Consider the following 18,897-nt stretch of genomic DNA (forward strand, 5'->3'; position numbering starts at 1 on the left):
AAATCAGGCCTTAATTGGATCGTAACATGCGCAATAACTTGGGCAAGATTGCGGTGACTGCGGTGAAATTGAAAGGCCCACGCGGGGGGCAGGCCCTTCCTGGTTTGATAGAAGCCTAGCGTCCGGAGCGGGCCATAAAGGCGAGTCGCTCAAACAGATGCACGTCCTGTTCGTTTTTGAGCAGTGCTCCGTGCAGCTTGGGCAGGGCGTTGGCGCCATCTCGTTTCAGGTCTTCGGGTGACAAGTCTTCGGCCAAAAGCAGTTTCAGCCAGTCAATCACCTCAGATGTGGACGGTTTTTTCTTCAGGCCAGCGGTTTCGCGGATTTCGAAGAACTGGGTCAGCGCAGTGGTCAGCAGCGCCTCTTTGATGCCGGGGTGATGGACCTCGACAATCTTCTTCAGTGTCTCCATTTCCGGGAAGCGGATGTAGTGGAAGAAGCAGCGGCGCAGGAAGGCGTCCGGCAGCTCTTTTTCGTTGTTCGACGTGATGATGATGATCGGGCGGTGCTTGGCCTTGATGGTCTCGCCGGTCTCATAAACGTGGAACTCCATCTTATCGAGTTCTTGCAGAAGGTCGTTTGGGAACTCGATGTCGGCCTTGTCGATCTCGTCGATCAAAAGGACGACTTTTTCTTCGGAATCAAAGGCTTCCCAGAGCTTGCCGCGTTTGATGTAGTTGCTGATGTCGTGCACGCGTTCGTCGCCCAGTTGGCTATCGCGCAAGCGGGAAACCGCGTCATACTCGTAGAGACCCTGCTGTGCCTTGGTGGTGGATTTCACATTCCACTCAATCATTTTCAGCCCCAAGCCGCGGGCGACTTGCATCGCCAGTTCGGTCTTGCCGGTGCCGGGCTCACCTTTGACGAGCAGGGGGCGTTCGAGTGCCACGGCGGCGTTAACCGCAACCGTCAGATCGTCTGTGGCCACGTAGTCTTTGGTGCCCGAAAACTGCATAAAAATTCTCCGCCGGTTCGCCTATTTCGGCGCGCACCCTATCGTGAACATATTTTGTCCGCAATGTGCGGTTAACAGGTAGTGACATTCCCCAGCCAAGGGAGTATTGGCTGGCACGGAGAGAAGGGGGGTTACATGTCTGAATTGAATTCCACGATGGACGTGAACCGCGATGAGGGAGCAGAAATGAAAGCCGAAACTTTCCTGCCCGACGACTATCGTCCCGCAGAAGATGAGCCGTTCATGAATGAACGGCAGGTTGAGTACTTTCGACGTAAACTATTGAACTGGAAAGAAGATCTGCTTGCGGACACCCGCGACACGATCGAGGGTCTGCAAGACGGCACCCGCAATATTCCGGACGTAGCCGACCGCGCCAGTGAGGAGACTGATCGCGCGCTTGAGCTTCGCACCCGGGACCGCCAGCGCAAATTGGTCGCAAAAATCGATAGCGCCATTCGTCGGATTGACGAAGGCGAATATGGGTACTGCGAAGTGACGGGGGAGCCTATTTCGCTCAAACGTCTGGACGCACGTCCAATCGCCACCATGAGCCTTGAAGCGCAAGAACGTCACGAGCGCCGCGAAAAAGTGCATCGCGACGATTAAATTTGATCTGCCCTGTGACGGTAAATCGCAGGGTTTGGACCAGAAAAAAAGACGCCGGGGCTTTTGCTTCGGCGTTTTTTCATTAGGGTTAAGCCATGGATTTGCAAGGTAAAAAGATCACCGTGATTGGCGCGGGGATTGGCGGGCTGACCGCTGCGCTGGCGCTTAAGCAGCGCGGGGCAAATGTACATGTGTTGGAGCAAGCCGAGGCCATCAAAGAAGTTGGTGCAGGTTTGCAGGTTAGTCCCAATGGTATGGCGGTGCTCAAGGCATTGGGCGTGGATAGTGCGTTGAAAAAACGTGCCGTTCGGGCCGATGCGGTGGAGCTGCGCGACTATGCCGCCGGGCGGTTGGTGAGTCGGCTCGACCTTGGATTGATTTCTGAAAACGATCCGCTGCGGCCAACGGAATATTACTTTGTACATCGGGCGGATCTGATTGATGTGCTGGCGCAAGCGGTGCGAGATGCAGGTATAAAAGTGCTTTTGCTTCAGCAGGTTGACACTGTTGTGCCTGGCGACCGGCCAAAAGTCGTGATGGCCAATGGCGCGGAGATGACCGCGGATCTGATTGTGGGTGCGGATGGGCTGCATTCCAAGATGCGACCTGTTCTCAACGGCACTGTTGCGCCGTTTTTCACGCGGCAGACGGCGTGGCGCGCGACGGTGCCCAATACCATGGCACATCCGGATGTGGTGCAGGTGCATATGGGGCCGAAGCGCCATGTGGTGAGCTATCCGCTGCGCGGTGGGGAGTTGGTCAATATTGTCGCTGTGCAGGAGCAAGTGGGCTGGGCGGAAGAAGGTTGGCACATCCCGGATGATCCCGCCAACCTACAGAAAACATTTAATGATTTTGGCGGTGCTGTGCGGCGGATGCTGGCAGAAGTCAGTGATGTGCGTAAATGGGGGCTGTTTCGCCATCCGGTGGCTCCGGTCTGGCACAAAGGTCACTGCGCGCTATTGGGGGATGCGGCGCATCCCACGTTGCCGTTTATGGCGCAGGGCGCTGTGATGGCGATGGAAGATGCCTGGGTGCTTGGTGATGCCCTTGAAAAGGCGGAAGATTTTGAGGGCGGCTTGGTCGCGTATCAGGATCGGCGCAAGCATCGTGTGACCAAGGTTGTGGACACGGCGAGCAAGAATGCCTGGAAGTATCACCTGAGCAATGGGCCGCTGCGTATGGCGGCGCATATGGGGATTCGCATGGCGTCCACTTTGGCGCCAAAGAAGATGATGGGGCAGTTTGACTGGATCTATCTGCACGACGTCACCGAGGAATGAGTGTTGCGGCGGAAATTCGGGGCATTAACCACGGATTTCCACGTCGGTATCGTGTCAGTATCACGGCTGTTTTGCGGAGGTGCGGGGGTGAGCAGGCTCTATCAGCTTAACGCAGCGTGCGTTGCGCTAGAGTGATTCTCCCACAGACCGCACCACATCGGCCAGTTCTTGCAGCTGTGTGGCCAATGGGCTGCTCTTGCGCCAAATCATGCCAATGGTGCGGGCGGGCTGTGCGCCGGCAAAGCGGGCGACGTTCACGGCAGCGGCGGGGGTGTCGACTGGAATGGCCATTTCGGGAATCACTGTGACGCCCAGTCCAGCGCCGACCATCTGCACCAGCGTGGAGAGCGAAGAGCCGTCTAGTCCCTCGTGGGGGCGCATCGTGGGCAGGGAGCAAAACGACAACGCCTGATCGCGGAAACAGTGGCCTTCCTCAAGCAAGAGCAGGCGTTCACGTTCCAAGGTGTCTGGTGCGGGCACGGGGGCAGCGGCCTCAGAATCGGGGCGGACGAGCACAAACTCTTCGGACCAGAGTGGCACTTCGGTGAAAGACGGCTCAGAGACGGGCAGGGCGACAATTGCGGTGTCGATGCGGCCCGCGTGCAGTTCTGTCAAAAGGTTCGCGGTCATGGTCTCGCGCACCATGAGAGACATGTCGGGAAAAGTGGTTTTTACCTGCCGCAGCAAGGCGGGCAGCAAATAGGGCGCTATGGTGGGAATCACCCCAAGGCGCAAACGTCCGCTGAGACCGGATTGGGCGGCGCGGGCCATGTCACCAAGTTCGTCGACGCTGCGCAGGATTTCGCGCACGCGCACAAGCACGTCTTCGCCAAAAGATGTGAGGCGCACGCGGCGGGTGGTACGCTCCAGCAGGGGCGCGCCGAAGCTTTCCTCCAACTCTTTGATTTGCACGGATAAGGCTGGCTGTGAGATGGCGCATACATCCGCTGCGCGACCAAAGTGGCCGTGTTCGGCGAGGGCATCAAAATAGCGGAGTTGGCGCAGTGTGAGATTATTCATAGTCTGTAGTTATCAATACGATTGGAAAATGCAACTTCGTTAAATGAAAATCCTGTGCTTAGAATGGTTCCAGACAGAATGTGACCCATCAATCGACAGGAGAACGACATGGACGGAGACATGAAATCAGGTGGCTGCCCGGTGATGCATGGCGCGGTAACGCAGCAGGCGCGGGGCAATCGCGATTGGTGGCCGAACCAGCTGAACCTGCGGATTTTGCATCAGAATTCGGCCAAGTCCGATCCAATGGGGCAGGATTTTGATTATGCGGAAGAGTTTGCCAAGCTGGATTACAAGGCTCTCAAAGATGACCTTTATGCGCTGATGACGGACAGCCAGGACTGGTGGCCGGCGGACTATGGCCATTATGGCGGGTTGTTCATCCGCATGGCGTGGCACTCTGCCGGGACGTATCGCACGGCGGATGGTCGCGGCGGTGGCGGCACAGGTCAGCAGCGGTTTGCGCCGCTGAATTCTTGGCCGGACAACGGCAATCTGGATAAAGCACGGCGGCTGTTGTGGCCGATCAAGCAGAAGTATGGCAACGCCATCAGCTGGGCGGACCTCTATATCCTCGCGGGCAATGCGGCGATTGAAAGCATGGGCGGCAAGACATTCGGCTTTGCCGGTGGTCGCCCGGATGTGTGGGAGCCGGAGGAGGATGTCTATTGGGGCGCGGAAGCTGAATGGCTGGAGGCGTCCGGTGGTGAGAAATCACGCTATTCCGGGGATCGAGACCTGGAGAACCCGCTGGCGGCGGTGCAGATGGGGCTGATCTATGTGAACCCGGAAGGCCCGGATGGGCAGCCGGATGTGCTGGCCTCTGGGCGTGACATTCGCGAGACCTTTGCGCGGATGGCGATGAACGATGAGGAAACTGTGGCGTTGGTCGCTGGGGGGCACACCTTTGGCAAGGCGCATGGGGCTGGTGATCCTGACCTGGTGGGGCCTGAGCCGGAAGCGGCGCCAATCGAGGCCATGGGCTTTGGTTGGATCAACGGCCATGGCACCGGCAAGGGCGATGACACCACGACCTCTGGTATCGAGGGCGCATGGACAGCCAATCCAATCCAGTGGGACAACGGCTATTTTGACCTGTTGTTTGGCTATGAGTGGAACCTGACCAAGAGCCCTTCCGGTGCGTGGATTTGGGAGCCTGTTGATCCGTCTGAGGACGACATGGCCCCAGCGGCGCATGATCCCAGCAAGAAGGTCAAAACCATGATGACCACCGCCGATATGGCGATGCGTCTGGACCCGGCTTATGGCGCGATTTCCAAACGATTCCATGAGAACCCAGAGGAGTTTCAGGATGCCTTTGCGCGGGCGTGGTTTAAGCTGACACACCGCGATATGGGGCCACGGGCGCGCTATCTTGGCGAAGAAGTGCCCAGCGAGGAACTGATCTGGCAGGATGTCATTCCGGCGTCTGAGACGGATTTGTCTGACGCGGATGTGGCAGCGCTGAAGGCCGCGGTGATGGCGTCTGATCTGTCGGTGAGCGATCTGGTGAAAACCGCTTGGGCGAGTGCCTCCACCTTCCGGGGCAGCGATATGCGAGGGGGTGCCAACGGGGCGCGGGTTGCGCTGGCGCCGATGAAAGATTGGGATGCCAATGAGCCAGAAGAGCTGGCGCGGGTGCTTTCTGCTCTGGAGGCGGTAAAAGCCGGTTTTGGTAAGCCAGTAAGTCTGGCGGACCTGGTTGTGATCGGTGGCGCTGCGGCTGTGGAAGCGGCGGCATCCGCGGCGGGGCACGCTGTCACTGTGCCGGTCACGCTGGGCCGGGGTGATGCGACGCAAGAGATGACCGACGTGGAGAGCGTGGGTATGTTAGAGCCGCAGGCGGATGGTTTCCGCAATTATGCCAAAGCGCAGTTCACCGTGTCACCGGAAGAGCTGTTGGTTGATAAGGCGCAGTTGCTGACGCTGACCGCGCCGGAGATGACCGCGCTTGTTGGAGGTCTGCGTGTCCTGGGTGCCAACCATGGCGGTGCGGCGCATGGTGTGTTCACGGATCGGGTTGGGCAGTTGAGCAACGACTTTTTTGTGAATGTGCTGGACATGAGCACCACTTGGTCAGACGCGGGTGACGGCGTTTATGAGGGCAAGGATCGTGCCAGCGGCGGCGTAAAGTGGACTGCGACACGGGTTGACCTGGTGTTTGGCTCCAACTCGCAGCTGCGGGCGCTGGCCGAAGTCTATGGTCAGGCGGATGGTGCAGCCAAGCTGGTCGACGACTTTGTCGCCGCCTGGTGCAAGGTCATGGATGCGGATCGGTTTGATCTGAAGTGACCCGAGCAAAGTGAAAGAGAAAGGCGCGGCGGAGGTCGCGCCTTTTTGCATTAGAATGAGGGTTTCATCAGCATGAGCCAGACGATCCCCATGACCGCAAAAAAGGCAGGGAAGCCGCAGGCAAACCAGATGCGGTAGAGCGTGAAGTAGCGGCTTGGCAAGGGGATTTGCGTGTCGCGGGCGGTACGGGCGAGGTTGCGCATTTGAAGCTGGATCCAGACAACAGGCAGCCAGAACGCACCAACCACGACATAGAGGATCAGCGAAATCAGCAGCCAGAGCTCCAAGAGGGACCAGCCGAGGTGCCATGCGAGGAGCGTTCCGGTGATCGGTTGCAGGATTGCGGCAGTGGCGGTGAAGACAGTGTCGGCGATCACCACAATGCCTGCGACATGGGCGATCAGGGCGGGATCGCGGCTGCGGTGGGACAGGACCATAAAGAAGGCGATGCCCGCGCCGGTGCCTAAGAGGACCGTGGCGCCAAGGACATGGGCAAAACGGAGAAGGTCTTCGATCATCGGTCGTCCATCAAAAAGGCTACAAAAGCGGCGAGTGTCATGCCGGGCAGGACTTTGACCATCGGGCCAAGCGGATCAGCGTAGAGGGCAGGTGTTAGCAGCGCCGCACCGAGAAGGTAGGCGCCAGACAGAAGGATCATGCCGATGGCGGCTTTGCGGGTATGGCGCCGGATGAGAATGGTGGCTCCTAGGATTATGTCAGCGATGCCGCCGCCGATGACAGCAAAGGCTGCAAAACTGGGTCGGGTGCCGGCTTCGGTCAGAACGCTTGTGGCAGCGGGTGTTTGGATGAGGCCAATCAGGCCGGAGAGCAGCCAGAACAGAGAGAGCGTGGCGATGGCAAGTGGCAGAGCTAGATAGACTCGGGCGGCGGTGCGGTCCTGAGCTGTTGCAGGATGGCTTTCCAAGGTTTCTGCAAGCGGGTGGCAGGTGTGATTGGTCAGGGCATGCCAAGGCAGAGGGTCGCCAGTGATGCCTGTGTCAAGGACCGCCAACGACGTGCTGCGCAAAGGGGCGCGCCAGCCAAGCCAGCTGAGAGCATCTGCGCAACGCGCGGTGAGAGACAGGGACCAGCGTGGCAGAGTAGGGCGCCAAATCGGAGGAGAAACACCGAGCCAAGTGCGCGTGCGCAGCAGGAGGGTGTCAAAGTTCTGGGCGTTGGGTTCCGTGATGTCAGCAATGGTGCCTGAAGGCACTTTGAGATCGCAGGACAAAGCCACTGCATGGGCGACATCGGCAAGGGCAACGGTTTGTATTTGGCTGCTCTGAAAGACACGCGGCACGATGACTGGTAGGGCCGCGAGGGCCCGCAGAAGTGCGCTGCCGCCATAAGACTCGCGCCCCAGTACAAGCGTGGGCCGCAGAATAACGTGATTGGCTTGCGAGTTGGAAAGGATGGCATCACCTTCGGCCTTGGTGCGGAAGAAGGCGGTGTTGGCCTCTTGCGATACACCTGCGGCGGAGATCTGGATCACGCGGGTTTGGGTTTGAGCGGCAGCATTTGCGAGGTGGCGGACCACGTCGACGTGAATTTGGCAGAGGCTGTCGTGCGCGCCATCCTGCAACGCGCCCGAGGCGTTCACCACCACGTCGACGTCTTGCAACAAGGCAGCCCATTGATCCGTGCGCAAGGACGTGAGATCGAGGTGTTTCCAGCGGTATTGTGGAAAGCGGGCGGTGGCTTTGGCATTGCGGCCCACGCCGGTGACGTCATATCCTGCCTCGGTCACTGCCGCCATGCAGGCCGCGCCAATGAGGCCATAGCCGCCAAGAACAATGGCTTTGGGCATAGCTGCGCTCCGCAAAATCCTGTTGGGGTAAGACTAACATAAGCGTTTTGTCTTGCACGAAAAATTGCGGATCTTGCGGCAATCTGACGTTGGCGGGCTAGCGCTTGCGCACCGGATGGCGCAGAACGGTGCGTAGTTTTTCGGGGGCGGTTTTGCGCGGGTCGCCAAGGTAGATTTCATGGTGGTGGCCGTTTTCCGTCAAGCCGTTTCGCGGGAGGAACTCCTTGTGCAATTTGGCGATGGTGGGGCCTTCTTCGCTATAAGGGCCGATGTGCATGATCTGAGCGCAGAGACCTTCGTTCAAGGCTTCGCGCCGTAGGGTGGCGGGAGGGTCGCCGAGTTTCTTGGATGCCTTTTCGACGCTGGCGGTGAAGGCCGCGTTATCGAGCCAGTCCGGTAGCATGATCATCATGGTCCAATGCCATTCCTCGCGCCGGTCGTTGGTGTAGGCGGTCATGTCGTCGGCCCACCAGAGGCCTTCGAGGGGAGGTACAACGTAGTCTTTGTCCAAGGTCTGTTTAGAGTAGAACTTTAGTCCGTAGCTGATCGGGTATAGCCAGGACAGGGCGTGTTGATAGGTGTCGTTGCCCGGGGCACCGTGGCCGTCGATTTTCACAAAGGTCATCCCGGGAACTTCGACAAGGGAAAAGTCTTTGGCGGAGGGCACATAGAGATGTTTGAGGGTTTTCTTGAAATCGATTTTTGTCATGAGAAGGCCTTGAGGGTGTAGAATTGCTTGAAATTGAAATCGGCCGTACGTGATTTGAATACTTATAGGGCGTAGAACAAAGTGGCAACATTTGATTGCTGGAGGGGTGTCGCACTCCGCGGATCTATGGCAGGCCAGTGCGACCACGTTAGGACAGTAAGTGGTCCGCTACGTTGTGATTTTCCGGCTTCCATGAAGGACGTGGCCTCACGAAATCCGCCTGGAGGCGGTTCCTCTTTGGGGGCTGATCGTCAGCGTTTTCAGGGGAATTCTCTGGCGTATTTGGAAAACAGGACTCATTTGTTGAGAGAACTGGCCCTATTGAGCGGTGTCGGCTTGACCTAGGGTCAGTCAATTTAGGCGGGAGCGGCGCAAGATCGACACGCCTAGATGTATGTTCAATAGGGAGTAAGTTATGGAAAATGTTGTACTATTGGCGGTCGATGGGAGTGACGGGTCTGACCGTGCGCTGGACCATGCCATCGCCAGAGCGAAGCAAGGCGGGGCCAAAGTGATGGTCGCCTATGTGATCGAATGGTCGCCGTATTCGTTTAACACACCGGAAGAAAACGCGACGCGCCACAAGCGTCGGGAAACCGAAATTGAGCGGGCCACTACCGAGATTGTCACCCCTGCGCTCAAGCGGATCGAGGGGGAAGGGTTGGCCTGTGACGGCGTTGTGCGTCATGGTCATCCCGCAGAGACATTGATTGAAATTGCCAAAGAATGTGGCGCTGCTCAGATTTTGATCGGGCGTCGTGGTCACAGCGGATTGAAGTCGCTGCTGTTTGGCAGTGTCGCAGGCAACCTGATCCAGACCGCGCCTGTGCCAGTTGTCGTCGTTCCTTGATTTTGACTTTAAGTTTCCGGAGGAGCATTATGACTCGCATCCTGTTTTTTCTGTTTGCAGCGCTTTTGATCGCTGGGCCAGCCCAAGCTGGCATTGATGAAACCATCAACAATTTCACGGCACCCATTGCCTCGTTTATTGGCTCTGTTGTGTTTTTTAAGATCCCGGTTGCCGGGGCCAATCTTCCGCTTGTTGTGCTGTGGTTGGTCGTTGGGGCCGTGTTTTTCACGTTCTATATGGGCTTCATCAACCTACGTGGTTTCAAACACGCCATTGCGCTTGTCCGCGGAGATTACGCCGATCCCAACAGCGCAGGTGAGGTGTCGCACTTCCAAGCGCTTGCCACGGCGGTGTCTGGTACGGTTGGCATCGGTAACATCGGCGGGGTTGCGGTTGCTGTGACTGTTGGCGGCGCCGGGGCGACGTTCTGGCTGATCGTTGCGGGGTTTCTGGGCATGTCCACCAAGTTTGTTGAATGTACGCTGGGTGTGAAATACCGGAACGAAAACCCGGATGGATCCGTATCGGGTGGCCCGATGTACTATCTGACCAAAGGGTTTGAAGAACGTGGCATGGTGGGCTTTGGCAAGTTCATGGGCACGTTCTATGCCATCGGTATTTTTATCGGCGCTCTGGGCATTGGGAATATGTTCCAGTCCAATCAGGCCTACGTGCAATTGAACACCGTGGCAGGTGGTGCGCTGGATGGCTACGGTTGGCTGGTTGGCCTGATCCTTGCAGGGGTTGTTTTTGCGGTCATCATTGGCGGCATCAAATCCATCGCCCGTGTGACCGAAAAAGTTGTGCCGTTTATGGCTGTCTTCTACTGCGTGTTTGCGATCATTGTGATCCTGATGAATTTCAGCTCGATCCCGGCGGCGATTGGCAACATCTTCTCCGGCGCTTTCACCGGTGAAGGCGTGACCGGCGGGGCCTTGGGCGCGTTGATCATTGGCTTCCAACGGGCGGTCTTCTCCAACGAGGCGGGCATTGGCTCCGCGTCGATTGCCCACGCGGCTGTGCGGACAGATGAGCCGGTGACAGAAGGCTACGTGTCGTTGCTCGAACCCTTCATCGACACCATTGTGATCTGTACCATCACCGCGCTTGTGATTGGCACAAGCCAAGTGGCTGATCCCAACTTCGCGGGGGAGGCAACTGGCGTTGCGATGACTTCAGCTGCGTTTGAGCGGCAGATTGGCTGGTTCCCGGTGCCTCTGGCGTTTGGGGCTCTGCTCTTTGCCTTCTCAACCATGATCTCTTGGTCCTACTATGGGCTGAAGGGATGGACCTATCTGTTTGGTGAAGATCAGGCGCTGCAAACAGTCTACAAACTGATCTTCTGTGCGTTTGTGGCTTTGGGCTGTGTTGTGCAGCTGGGTCCGATCCTGGATATTTCGGATGCGCTGGTGTTCCTGATCTGTGTGCCAAACATCCTGGGGCTCTACTTCCTTGCTCCCGTGGTGAAACGCGAGATGCAGGCTTATCGGGCGAAGCTTGAAAGCGGTGAGATCAGGCGGTTCAAGCACTAAGAAACTTTTGATCGGAAAAGCTGGCCCTCACCAGAGATGGTGGGGGCCTTTTTTACGTGGGGTTGTTTACACCAGTCAGTGGCCGGTCATGTTCTTCACAATGTCCGCTCCGCTCCATGCGGCGGGGAAGTAGGTCGGCCAGTTGGTGACTTCTTCGAGCAGAGCGGCACGGTCGTTGCCCCAGTAGAGGTGGTAGTGGTCCACCTTGGTGGGCACCATTTCATGATCGCTGAACTGGATGAACTGCGGCGCGGCGGCGTCGCCACCGGATTTTTCATAAACGAAGCGGATGCCCTGATTGCCGGATTTATAGGTCAGGATTTCATAGCCGTCCGCTTGGTAAGTGCCTTGCACCGGTTTGCCATCTTTGAAGAAGGCCACGGTGTCGCCGGAGATTTGAATGCGGTCGACGTCGGTTTTGAAACCCGTTTCATAGTAGGCGCGGTATTCCTCGGCGGTTTTTTTGCCGCTTTCGGCTTTGTGCTCCAGCACCGGATCAAGGGTTCCATCCTGCAGGAAGGGGTAGACGGATTGCCAGTCGTTTTCCCAGTCAGACAAGGCGCGGGCTTGCACTTTGGAGTCGTCGATCAGCTTTGGCTCGGCCTTTTTCTGGTCATGCTTATGCGCGTGCTTGTGCTCTTTGGTTTTGGTGTCGGTTGTGGCGGATTGCGCCACTGCCTGGGATGAAAATGCGACCAACGCTCCAATGGAGAGGGCGGTGAGGTGTTTGAGAACAGTGTTTTGCATAGGGTTTCCAATTTTCACTCAGGAATCATGTTATAACATAACATGTATGTGCACTAAGACCTGTGACATGGGATGGCAAGTCGCTTTCAGGAAGGGTTGGGTGCAAAAAAGGCGCAGCCGAGGGGCTGCGCCTTTGGGATGGCAAAGTAAGAGGCGGGAGAGAGTGTCCCAATATGCCTTTACTGGGACATGCCACCTTCACTAGCGACCTGTTCTTTGACGTGTTCCTCGTTACCGACGGCTTTGCCGCGTGGCGGGAAGTCCGCAAAGGTGGTCAGGTGCTTTTGGACCAAACGTGCGGCCGGCCCAAAGGCCCACATCTTGTTGCCCATCCAGAGGGTGTACATGCCGGATTCCTCAGCGGCTTTCTCATACGGATCACGGCGCAGGTTGAAGAGCAGCGGGGCGTTCAACTCTTCTTTGGGGCCAGCCCAGCCCTTTTCCTGGATCACAAAGTGGGCTTTCCAATCGTTGTAGCGCACGGCCTGAAGAACGGTGCCTTCATAGTAGATGATTTCCTTGCGGTTGCTGCCTGTTTCGCCGCGCAGATAGGAGAGCTGATTGTAGCCGTCCAAATGCACCTGGTAGCCTTCATGGCCCTCCAGTAGGGAAGCGGGCAGGTCGTCCGGGCCACCGGCGGCGGCAACCAAGGTAGGCATCCAGTCCATAGCGTCGAAGATGCCGTTCAAAACCTGGCCTTCGGCGATCTGGCCGGGCCAGCGCACCACGGCAGGCACGCGGAAGCCACCTTCCCAAGTGGTGCCTTTCTCGCTGTGGAACGGCGTGGTGCAGCCATCGGGCCAGGTCATGGTTTCAGGGCCGTTGTCAGAGGTGAACAACACAATGGTGTTGTCGCTGATCCCGCGCGCGTCCAGATGGGCGAGCACTTTGCCGACGTTGTCGTCCAGTTCCTTCATGACCACGTCTTGAAGGCCACGCCCATCCCCGAGCATGGCTTCATATTCCGGGCTCAGGTGAGTCCAGACATGGGCGCGGGCAGGGGCCATCCAGACAAAGAAGGGCGTGTCTGCGTCCACGGCGCGGTCGATGAAGTCCAGGGTGTGAGTGGTGACTTCGTCGTCGAGTGTTTTCTGACGTTCGGGCGGGGCTTCGCCGTCATCATCGATGCGTTGTTTGCCGACCAGGCCCCAGCGCGGATCAACTGTCTCGTCCACGGTGTCGGTGGCGTAGCTGTGAATGATGTTGCGAGGGCCAAACTGGTTGTTGAATTCGGGATCATCCGGCCAGTCAGGGTCGGTGGTATATTCCATGGCGTTGAGGTGGTAGAGCCAGCCCCAATATTCATCAAAGCCCTTGTTGGTGGGCAGGAATTGGTTCAGGTCGCCAAGGTGGTTTTTGCCAAATTGGCCGGTGGTTTGGCCCAGCCCCTTGAGCATGTTGGCCAAGGTCGGGTCGTTTTCGTTCAGGCCGACAGGGTCGCCGGGCAGGCCCACGGTGTGCATGCCGGTGCGTACCGGAAACTGCCCGGTGATGAAGGCGGAACGGCCGGCGGTGCAGCTTGGCTGGGCGTAGTAATCGTGAAACGTGCACCTTCGGCGGCGAGTTGGTCGAGGTTGGGTGTCTCGATGCTTTTCACACCTTGGTGGTAGCTGCCGAGGCTGGCCCAGCCGACATCATCCGCCATGATCACCAGAATATTGGGTTGCTCGGTTTCGGCGAAGGCGCCTTGCGCGGCGAAGCCCAAAGCCGCGATGGTTGTTGTCATCGATACCATCATTGCAGGGAGTTTTGACACGAAATCACCTCCTAAATTCTTGCGCGTTTTTATGAACACCTGTTCCTGCGTGCAAAGTAGAGTTGAGTGAGGTGAGCTGGCAACGGAGGTTTACATTAGTTTCGCAATCTGAAAGCTTTGGGTCGAAACTTGAAATTGAGACCAAATATGTTGACTGAAGCTTCATTGTCCGCGTTTTTCCATTTGGCTGAAACGTCTAGTTTTCAAGAAGCTGCGCGGCGGATGGGTGTCTCCAACGCGTCCCTGACCCGCTACATCGCGCAGGCGGAGGAAGAGGCGGGGGTGGCGCTGTTTTTACGGACTCGAAACAACTGTAAGCTGACTAGAGTTGGTCTAGAATTCTTTCCCCTGGCGCAGCGGTTGGAACAGGATCTGCGGCGGTTTTCCCGTCAGGTGGATGTTTTGAGAGAGGGCGGTGGGCAGCAGTTGCGCGTGGCGTGCGGGCCTTTGGTGCCGCGGGCCCTGGTGGCGCCGGTGACACAGGCGGTCCTGCGGGAGCTGCCGGAGATGCGGTTGCATCTGGAGGTCAACGCACGCATGGCGCCACTGGAGAAAGTGCTCAGCGGGGAGATGGATATTTTTATCGGTGATCTGACACACACGCCGGAGGCGGAAGGCGTGGAGATCGTGGTGATGGAAAAACGCCCCGTGATGTTTGTCGCCCACCCGGATCATCCTGTGCATGCGCTGGGCACATGTTCGTTGGCGGATGTGTTGCAGTTCCCGCTGGCGTCTGGGCATTTGCACAAACACTGGCGTGCGACTTTTACCAAGCTGTTGGGCGGAGATCAGGCAGCTGCGGATAAGGTTAGCCTGTTGCCGCAGATCGAAAGTGACGATTATCACTTCCTGACAGGGTTGGCGCGAGACGGGCAGTTCATTGTGGGCGCGGTTGAGGAAACCTTTGAGGAACCGTTGGCTTTGGGGTGGTTCAAAAAAATCCCGCTCAAGGCTCCGATTACCTGGAACATCTGCGCTGTGCGCAAGCGTGGTGAGAGCTCGCCAGCACTTGAGGCGTTCTGGCGAGCGCTTGAGAGATATGCGGTGAACCCGGTTGCCGCTTAGGAGGTCTGCTCCAGATATTGCAGGCAGCCTTCGAGCGCGGCGGCATCGTCGGTGATCAAGCTGATCGGAAAGGTTGCCGGGTCCACGATGCCATGGGCGTCGCGGGTGAGCTCTTCCATAAAGTCAGGCAAGGCCGCGGAGGTCAGCACGCCGCGGGAGGCGGAGCCGGCAAAGGCCACGCCGTCGCGCGGCATATATTGCAGGATCATGGCTTGCGTCAGGCGGCCCAAGGCGCGGGCAAAAAGGCGCACAGTGCGGGTGGCGTCGTTGCAGCCGTTGGCAAAGCCGTCAACGATGTCTTTGCCGCCCTTGCGTTGACCGCTGACCACCTGATGCAGGCGTTCCAGACCACGGCCGCAGAAGCAGTCTTCGTAGGTGACAAAGACGTCAGCGCCGTCGCCAAGCTCATCGCGCAGCAGTTTGCCAACGGAGTAGGGCAGTTCGGCGTGGCCAAGTTCGGCCTCCATGGCGGTTAGACCGCCACGGGCGTTGCGGCGGGTGGGGCTGACGTTGAAGCCGGTGCCCATGCCAGCCACCAGCGCTTGACCATTTGTCGGTTCGTGTTTGGTGCCGCAGACCGGATCGGTTGAAATGCGCGCCAGCGCGTAGCCCAGAGCGGAGAGATCGTTGATCAACTCTGCATGGGGCGCGCCGGTTTGATTGCGCAGGTTTTCCACGCTGAGGAACCAGTCGCGGTTGGTCAACTCGCCTTCGCCGGAATGCACGGGACCGGCGATAGCGATGCACACCCCGGCGAGGTCGCCGGGGATGGTTTTTTCAAGATAAGCAGCAAGCACGGCGTCAAAGCTATCGTAGTCATCATTGGAGGCGCGCATCACACTTTCAATGCGCACACCTGTGGCATCCGCCAGAGCCAGGCGTGTGTTTGTGCCACCGATGTCACCTACTAAGTACGTCATAAACCGCAACTTTCTTCTTCTGAGTCAATTCGTTGGTTCGTCTATCGAATTAATTCAGGTTTGAACAGGCACGCCTTCGGGCTTTTTGCCAAGGATGATCATGCTCAGCAAATCGTCGTCGGTGACGTCGTTCACATCCACGGTGCCAACCAGTTGACCGTTCTTCATCACCGAGGCGCGATCGCAGAGTTCCATGACATCGTGGATGTCGTGGCTGATCAGGAAAATGCCGATGCCTTGGGCTTTGAGCTGCTGAATGAGCTCGGAGACCATTTGGGTCTCATGCGGGCCGAGGGCGGCGGTGGGTTCGTCCATGATCAGGATCTTGGCGTCGAAATACACGGCGCGGGCAATGGCTACGGACTGGCGCTGACCGCCCGAAAGCGCAGAGACTGGCTCGGCGAACTTTTGGAAGTTCGGGTTGAGCTTGCCCATGATTTTGCGCGTCTCGGCTTCCATGGCGTCGTCGTTAACCGTGCCCAGAGGTGTGGTGAGTTCTCGACCCAGGAAGAGGTTGGACGCCGCATCAAGGTTATCGGCCAGCGCAAGTGTCTGGTAGATGGTCTCGATGTTGTATTTGCGGGCGTCGCGCGGGTTGTTGATCTCCGCCTTTTCACCGTTGATGTAGATCTCGCCGCCGTCACCCTGATAGGCGCCGGAGAGGATCTTGATCAGGGTGGATTTGCCCGCGCCATTGTGGCCCAGAAGGCCGACCACTTCGCCTGGCATGAGATCGACGGAGACATGGTCCACCGCTTTGATCCCGCCAAAGGAGATGTGGATGTCGCGCATTTCCACGAGAGGGGTTTGCTTGTCCATGATGTTTCTCCTTATGCGCCGGTGCGGCGGCGGTAGACGATGTCGACCCAGACCGCGAAGACCAGAACCACACCCACAACGATGTTTTGCAGCGGCGCGTCAACACCCACGGAGGCCATGCCGGATTGCAAAGATTGCATGATCAGCGCGCCAATCACGGCGCCATAGATGGTGCCAGCACCGCCAGAGAGCGCGGTACCGCCAATCACGGCAGCAGCGATCACGCGCAGTTCGTCCAACGTGCCGAGACCCACATCCACCGCATTCAGGCGGGCGGAGGCGATGATCGAGGCGATGCCGGTCAAAGCGCCCATCAGCGCGAAGATTTTCACGGTCAAGAAGCGCGTGTTGATGCCGGAGAGCTCTGCGGCCTCAGGGTTGCCGCCGGTGGCGTAGATGTAGCGGCCAAAACGGGTGCGACGGGCGATGATGGTCATCACAATCGCGACGGCCAGCAGGATCACCACCGGGATGGCCACACCGTGGTTCCAGACCATGCCGTCGGTGTATTCGATGCCTTGGGCCTTGGTGATGCGTTTCATCGCGCCTTTGGGGATTGGGTAGCTGTTCATGATCGACACAAACAGAAGGATGCCGCCGGCGGCGATGGCCATGAGGATGCCCTCGGCCCAGGCGGGTTTCACCGCAAAACCATGGGAAGCTTTGTTGCGGCGGCTGAGCAGCATGAAGCCCACAGCGACCAGGGCGGCAATGATGCCAAAGACCCAGCTGAGTGTTTCGCCCAATGTACCCTCAGCGCCGCCGCCCAGTAGTCGGAAAGTTGGGTCCAGTGGGGCTTGGGTTTGGCCCTTGGTGACCCACCACATGGCGCCGCGATAGACAAGGAAGCCACCGAGGGTCACGATGAAGGCGGGCACGGTCAGGTAGCCGATGATGTAGCCTTGGAAGGCGCCAAGCACGGCGCCCATGAAAATGGCGAAGATCACGGCGATGATCCAGATCGACCAGTGGCCAAGGCCCACCACGTCTGGCAGCCATTGCACTTGCAGGGCGGCGGTGGTCATGCCGATGAAGCCGAGCATTGACCCAACGGAGAGGTCGATGTGGCGGGTCACAATGACAAACACCATGCCAGTGGCCATGACGGCAACAGAGGCAGTTTGCACCGAGACGTTGAAAAAGTTTCGAGGGGAGAGGAAGCGGCCGTCGGTGAAGACGCCAAAGACAATCCAGATCACCACAAGCGCGCCGATCATGCCAAGCAGGCGCGGGTCGAGGCCCAGCTTGTTGATCAGGGTTTTGGCTTGGTTTTGCATTGTGCGGTCCCTTTTTGGTTCGCGCGGATTGAGACACCTCACCCAGTCTGCGCGGTGGAGGCCGCTTCAGTCAAAGGTGCTCAAATCTTAGGGGAGTGGGGAAATTGGGTGCCCCCCCGCCAGTGGCGGAAGGGCAGGTGTGTTTACTGACACGCCGCGTTGGAAGAGCCCGCGCAGAGCACGTCTTTCTCGATCCAGCCTGCGTCCAGAACTGTGTTCAGATTGTCGGCTGTCACCGGCACTGGTGCCAAGAACATGGAGTTCAACGTGGTGCCTGCTGGGGAGGTCCACTCAGCGGAGCCTTCCACGGCGTTGCCGGAGGCCAGGGCGACGGCGATTTCGCCGGCCGCAGCACCCAGAGCGCGCGCATCTTTCCAAACGGAAACAGTCTGCGTGCCCATGGCCACACGGTTCAGCGCAGCGTGGTCACCGTCTTGACCAGACACTGGAATGCCTTCCATGCCCTGTGCGGTCAGAGCAGCAACAACACCACCGGCGGTGCCGTCGTTAGACGCAATCACAGCGTCAACTTTGTTGTCAGCCGCGGTCAGGATCTGCTCCATGTTGCGCTGGGCGTTGGCCGGAACCCAGCCATCGGTGTAGGCTTCGCCGACAATTTTGATGTCGCCTGCGTCAATCGCGGCCTGGATGATTTCCTGCTGACCACCGCGCAGGAAGTCTGCGTTTGGATCGGTTGGGGAGCCTTTGATCATCACGTAATTGCCTTTTGGCATTGCTGCCAGAACGGCGCGGGCTTGCATGCGGCCCACTTCGACGTTGTCAAAGGTCAGGTAAAACGCGCGGCTGTCCTCAATGAGGCGGTCATAGGCGATCACAGGGATTTCTTCGTCGGCGGCTGCCTGTACGGCTGGGCCAACAGCGGAGGCGTCCTGTGCCAGAATGATCAGCGCGTCGGCGCCTTGAGCGATCAGGCTTTCGATGTCGGAAAGCTGCTTGGCTGAGGAGCTCTGCGCGTCAGCGGAGATGTATTTGGCGCCAGCGGCGTCCAGCGCGCCTTTGATGGCGGCTTCGTCAGTTTTCCAGCGCTCTTCCTGGAAGTTGGACCAGCTTACGCCGATGACCAGATCGTCTGCCCAGACTGCGGTGCTTAGGAAAGCGCCGGCGATAACAGCCGTCGCGGATGCAAAAAGTTTCATGGTGTCCTCCCAAATGTTCGTCCCGGTCTTTGGCCGAAGTGAGTCGGCTCAGGCCGGGTGTGACCAATGGTAGCGTAATAAATTTGTAAATCAAATTAA

17 protein-coding genes are annotated in these 18,897 nt (G+C 58.2%); 6 read left to right on the plus strand and 11 right to left on the minus strand.

The window, feature by feature from the left end:
• Positions 1-115 precede the first annotated feature (115 nt).
• Positions 116-955, minus strand: a complete 840-nt coding sequence (locus Q0955_RS12045; protein ID WP_299424554.1) for a MoxR family ATPase — start codon at positions 953-955, stop codon at positions 116-118.
• A 186-nt stretch (positions 956-1,141) separates the two neighbouring features.
• On the opposite strand from Q0955_RS12045, the gene dksA reads away from it, so the two are divergent.
• Together dksA and Q0955_RS12055 are read left to right on the plus strand one after the other, a co-directional pair.
• Complete coding sequence (dksA, locus tag Q0955_RS12050; protein WP_299424812.1) at positions 1,142-1,564, plus strand: RNA polymerase-binding protein DksA; 423 nt, start codon at positions 1,142-1,144, stop codon at positions 1,562-1,564.
• A 95-nt stretch (positions 1,565-1,659) separates the two neighbouring features.
• A complete protein-coding gene (locus Q0955_RS12055) occupies positions 1,660-2,847 on the plus strand; it encodes an FAD-dependent monooxygenase (RefSeq protein ID WP_299424556.1) in 1,188 nt (395 codons plus the stop codon).
• A gap of 126 nt (positions 2,848-2,973) precedes the next feature.
• On the opposite strand, the gene Q0955_RS12060 is transcribed toward Q0955_RS12055, so the two are convergent.
• On the minus strand, positions 2,974-3,867 hold the full coding sequence (locus tag Q0955_RS12060; protein WP_299424557.1) for a LysR substrate-binding domain-containing protein: 894 nt from the start codon (positions 3,865-3,867) through the stop codon (positions 2,974-2,976).
• A gap of 108 nt (positions 3,868-3,975) precedes the next feature.
• Between Q0955_RS12060 and katG the strand changes: the two genes are divergently transcribed.
• Positions 3,976-6,159 (plus strand): catalase/peroxidase HPI, encoded by a 2,184-nt coding sequence (gene katG / locus Q0955_RS12065; RefSeq protein ID WP_299424559.1) that lies wholly within the window; start codon positions 3,976-3,978, stop codon positions 6,157-6,159.
• Positions 6,160-6,209: 50 nt separating this feature from the next.
• Here katG and Q0955_RS12070 read toward each other — a convergent pair whose 3' ends face one another.
• The 3 genes from Q0955_RS12070 to Q0955_RS12080 form a co-directional block, all read right to left on the minus strand.
• Positions 6,210-6,677 carry a DUF2269 domain-containing protein gene (locus Q0955_RS12070; protein WP_299424560.1) on the minus strand — a complete coding sequence of 156 codons (468 nt, stop codon included), beginning with the start codon at positions 6,675-6,677 and terminating at the stop codon, positions 6,210-6,212.
• A complete protein-coding gene (locus Q0955_RS12075; RefSeq protein WP_299424562.1) occupies positions 6,674-7,966 on the minus strand; it encodes an SDR family oxidoreductase in 1,293 nt (430 codons plus the stop codon). The genes Q0955_RS12070 and Q0955_RS12075 overlap by 4 nt, the downstream gene beginning before the upstream one ends.
• A gap of 97 nt (positions 7,967-8,063) precedes the next feature.
• Entirely contained in the window at positions 8,064-8,675 is a 612-nt protein-coding gene (locus tag Q0955_RS12080) for a GyrI-like domain-containing protein (RefSeq protein ID WP_299424563.1), read from the minus strand.
• A 415-nt stretch (positions 8,676-9,090) separates the two neighbouring features.
• On the opposite strand from Q0955_RS12080, the gene Q0955_RS12085 reads away from it, so the two are divergent.
• Positions 9,091-9,525, plus strand: a complete 435-nt coding sequence (locus Q0955_RS12085) for a universal stress protein (protein ID WP_299424565.1) — start codon at positions 9,091-9,093, stop codon at positions 9,523-9,525.
• Between the two features lie 29 nt (positions 9,526-9,554).
• The gene (locus Q0955_RS12090; RefSeq protein WP_299424566.1) at positions 9,555-11,057 is read left to right on the plus strand and encodes an alanine/glycine:cation symporter family protein; all 1,503 of its coding nucleotides are present in this window, start codon (positions 9,555-9,557) and stop codon (positions 11,055-11,057) included.
• A gap of 75 nt (positions 11,058-11,132) precedes the next feature.
• Here Q0955_RS12090 and Q0955_RS12095 read toward each other — a convergent pair whose 3' ends face one another.
• Both Q0955_RS12095 and Q0955_RS20885 read right to left on the minus strand, forming a co-directional pair.
• On the minus strand, positions 11,133-11,804 hold the full coding sequence (locus Q0955_RS12095; RefSeq protein ID WP_299424568.1) for a metal-binding protein ZinT: 672 nt from the start codon (positions 11,802-11,804) through the stop codon (positions 11,133-11,135).
• Between the two features lie 179 nt (positions 11,805-11,983).
• Positions 11,984-13,432 (minus strand): sulfatase-like hydrolase/transferase, encoded by a 1,449-nt coding sequence (locus tag Q0955_RS20885; protein ID WP_366140683.1) that lies wholly within the window; start codon positions 13,430-13,432, stop codon positions 11,984-11,986.
• 275 nt (positions 13,433-13,707) lie between these two features.
• Here Q0955_RS20885 and Q0955_RS12115 point away from each other — a divergent pair, with 275 nt between their 5' ends.
• Entirely contained in the window at positions 13,708-14,625 is a 918-nt protein-coding gene (locus Q0955_RS12115) for a LysR family transcriptional regulator (protein WP_299424569.1), read from the plus strand.
• On the opposite strand, the gene Q0955_RS12120 is transcribed toward Q0955_RS12115, so the two are convergent.
• From Q0955_RS12120 to xylF, 4 genes are all read right to left on the minus strand, one after another.
• Entirely contained in the window at positions 14,622-15,545 is a 924-nt protein-coding gene (locus tag Q0955_RS12120) for an ROK family protein (RefSeq protein WP_299424571.1), read from the minus strand. The genes Q0955_RS12115 and Q0955_RS12120 overlap by 4 nt on opposite strands.
• Before the next feature lie 54 nt (positions 15,546-15,599).
• Positions 15,600-16,364: an ATP-binding cassette domain-containing protein gene (locus Q0955_RS12125; protein ID WP_283426240.1), complete on the minus strand. Its 765-nt coding sequence runs from the start codon at positions 16,362-16,364 to the stop codon at positions 15,600-15,602.
• A gap of 11 nt (positions 16,365-16,375) precedes the next feature.
• Positions 16,376-17,641: a sugar ABC transporter permease gene (locus tag Q0955_RS12130; RefSeq protein WP_299424573.1), complete on the minus strand. Its 1,266-nt coding sequence runs from the start codon at positions 17,639-17,641 to the stop codon at positions 16,376-16,378.
• A gap of 143 nt (positions 17,642-17,784) precedes the next feature.
• The gene (xylF, locus tag Q0955_RS12135; protein WP_299424575.1) at positions 17,785-18,798 is read right to left on the minus strand and encodes a D-xylose ABC transporter substrate-binding protein; all 1,014 of its coding nucleotides are present in this window, start codon (positions 18,796-18,798) and stop codon (positions 17,785-17,787) included.
• Positions 18,799-18,897 lie beyond the last annotated feature (99 nt).

Origin of the sequence: uncultured Shimia sp. (assembly GCF_947493595.1) — a bacterium.
Classification (GTDB): Bacteria; Pseudomonadota; Alphaproteobacteria; order Rhodobacterales; family Rhodobacteraceae; genus Shimia.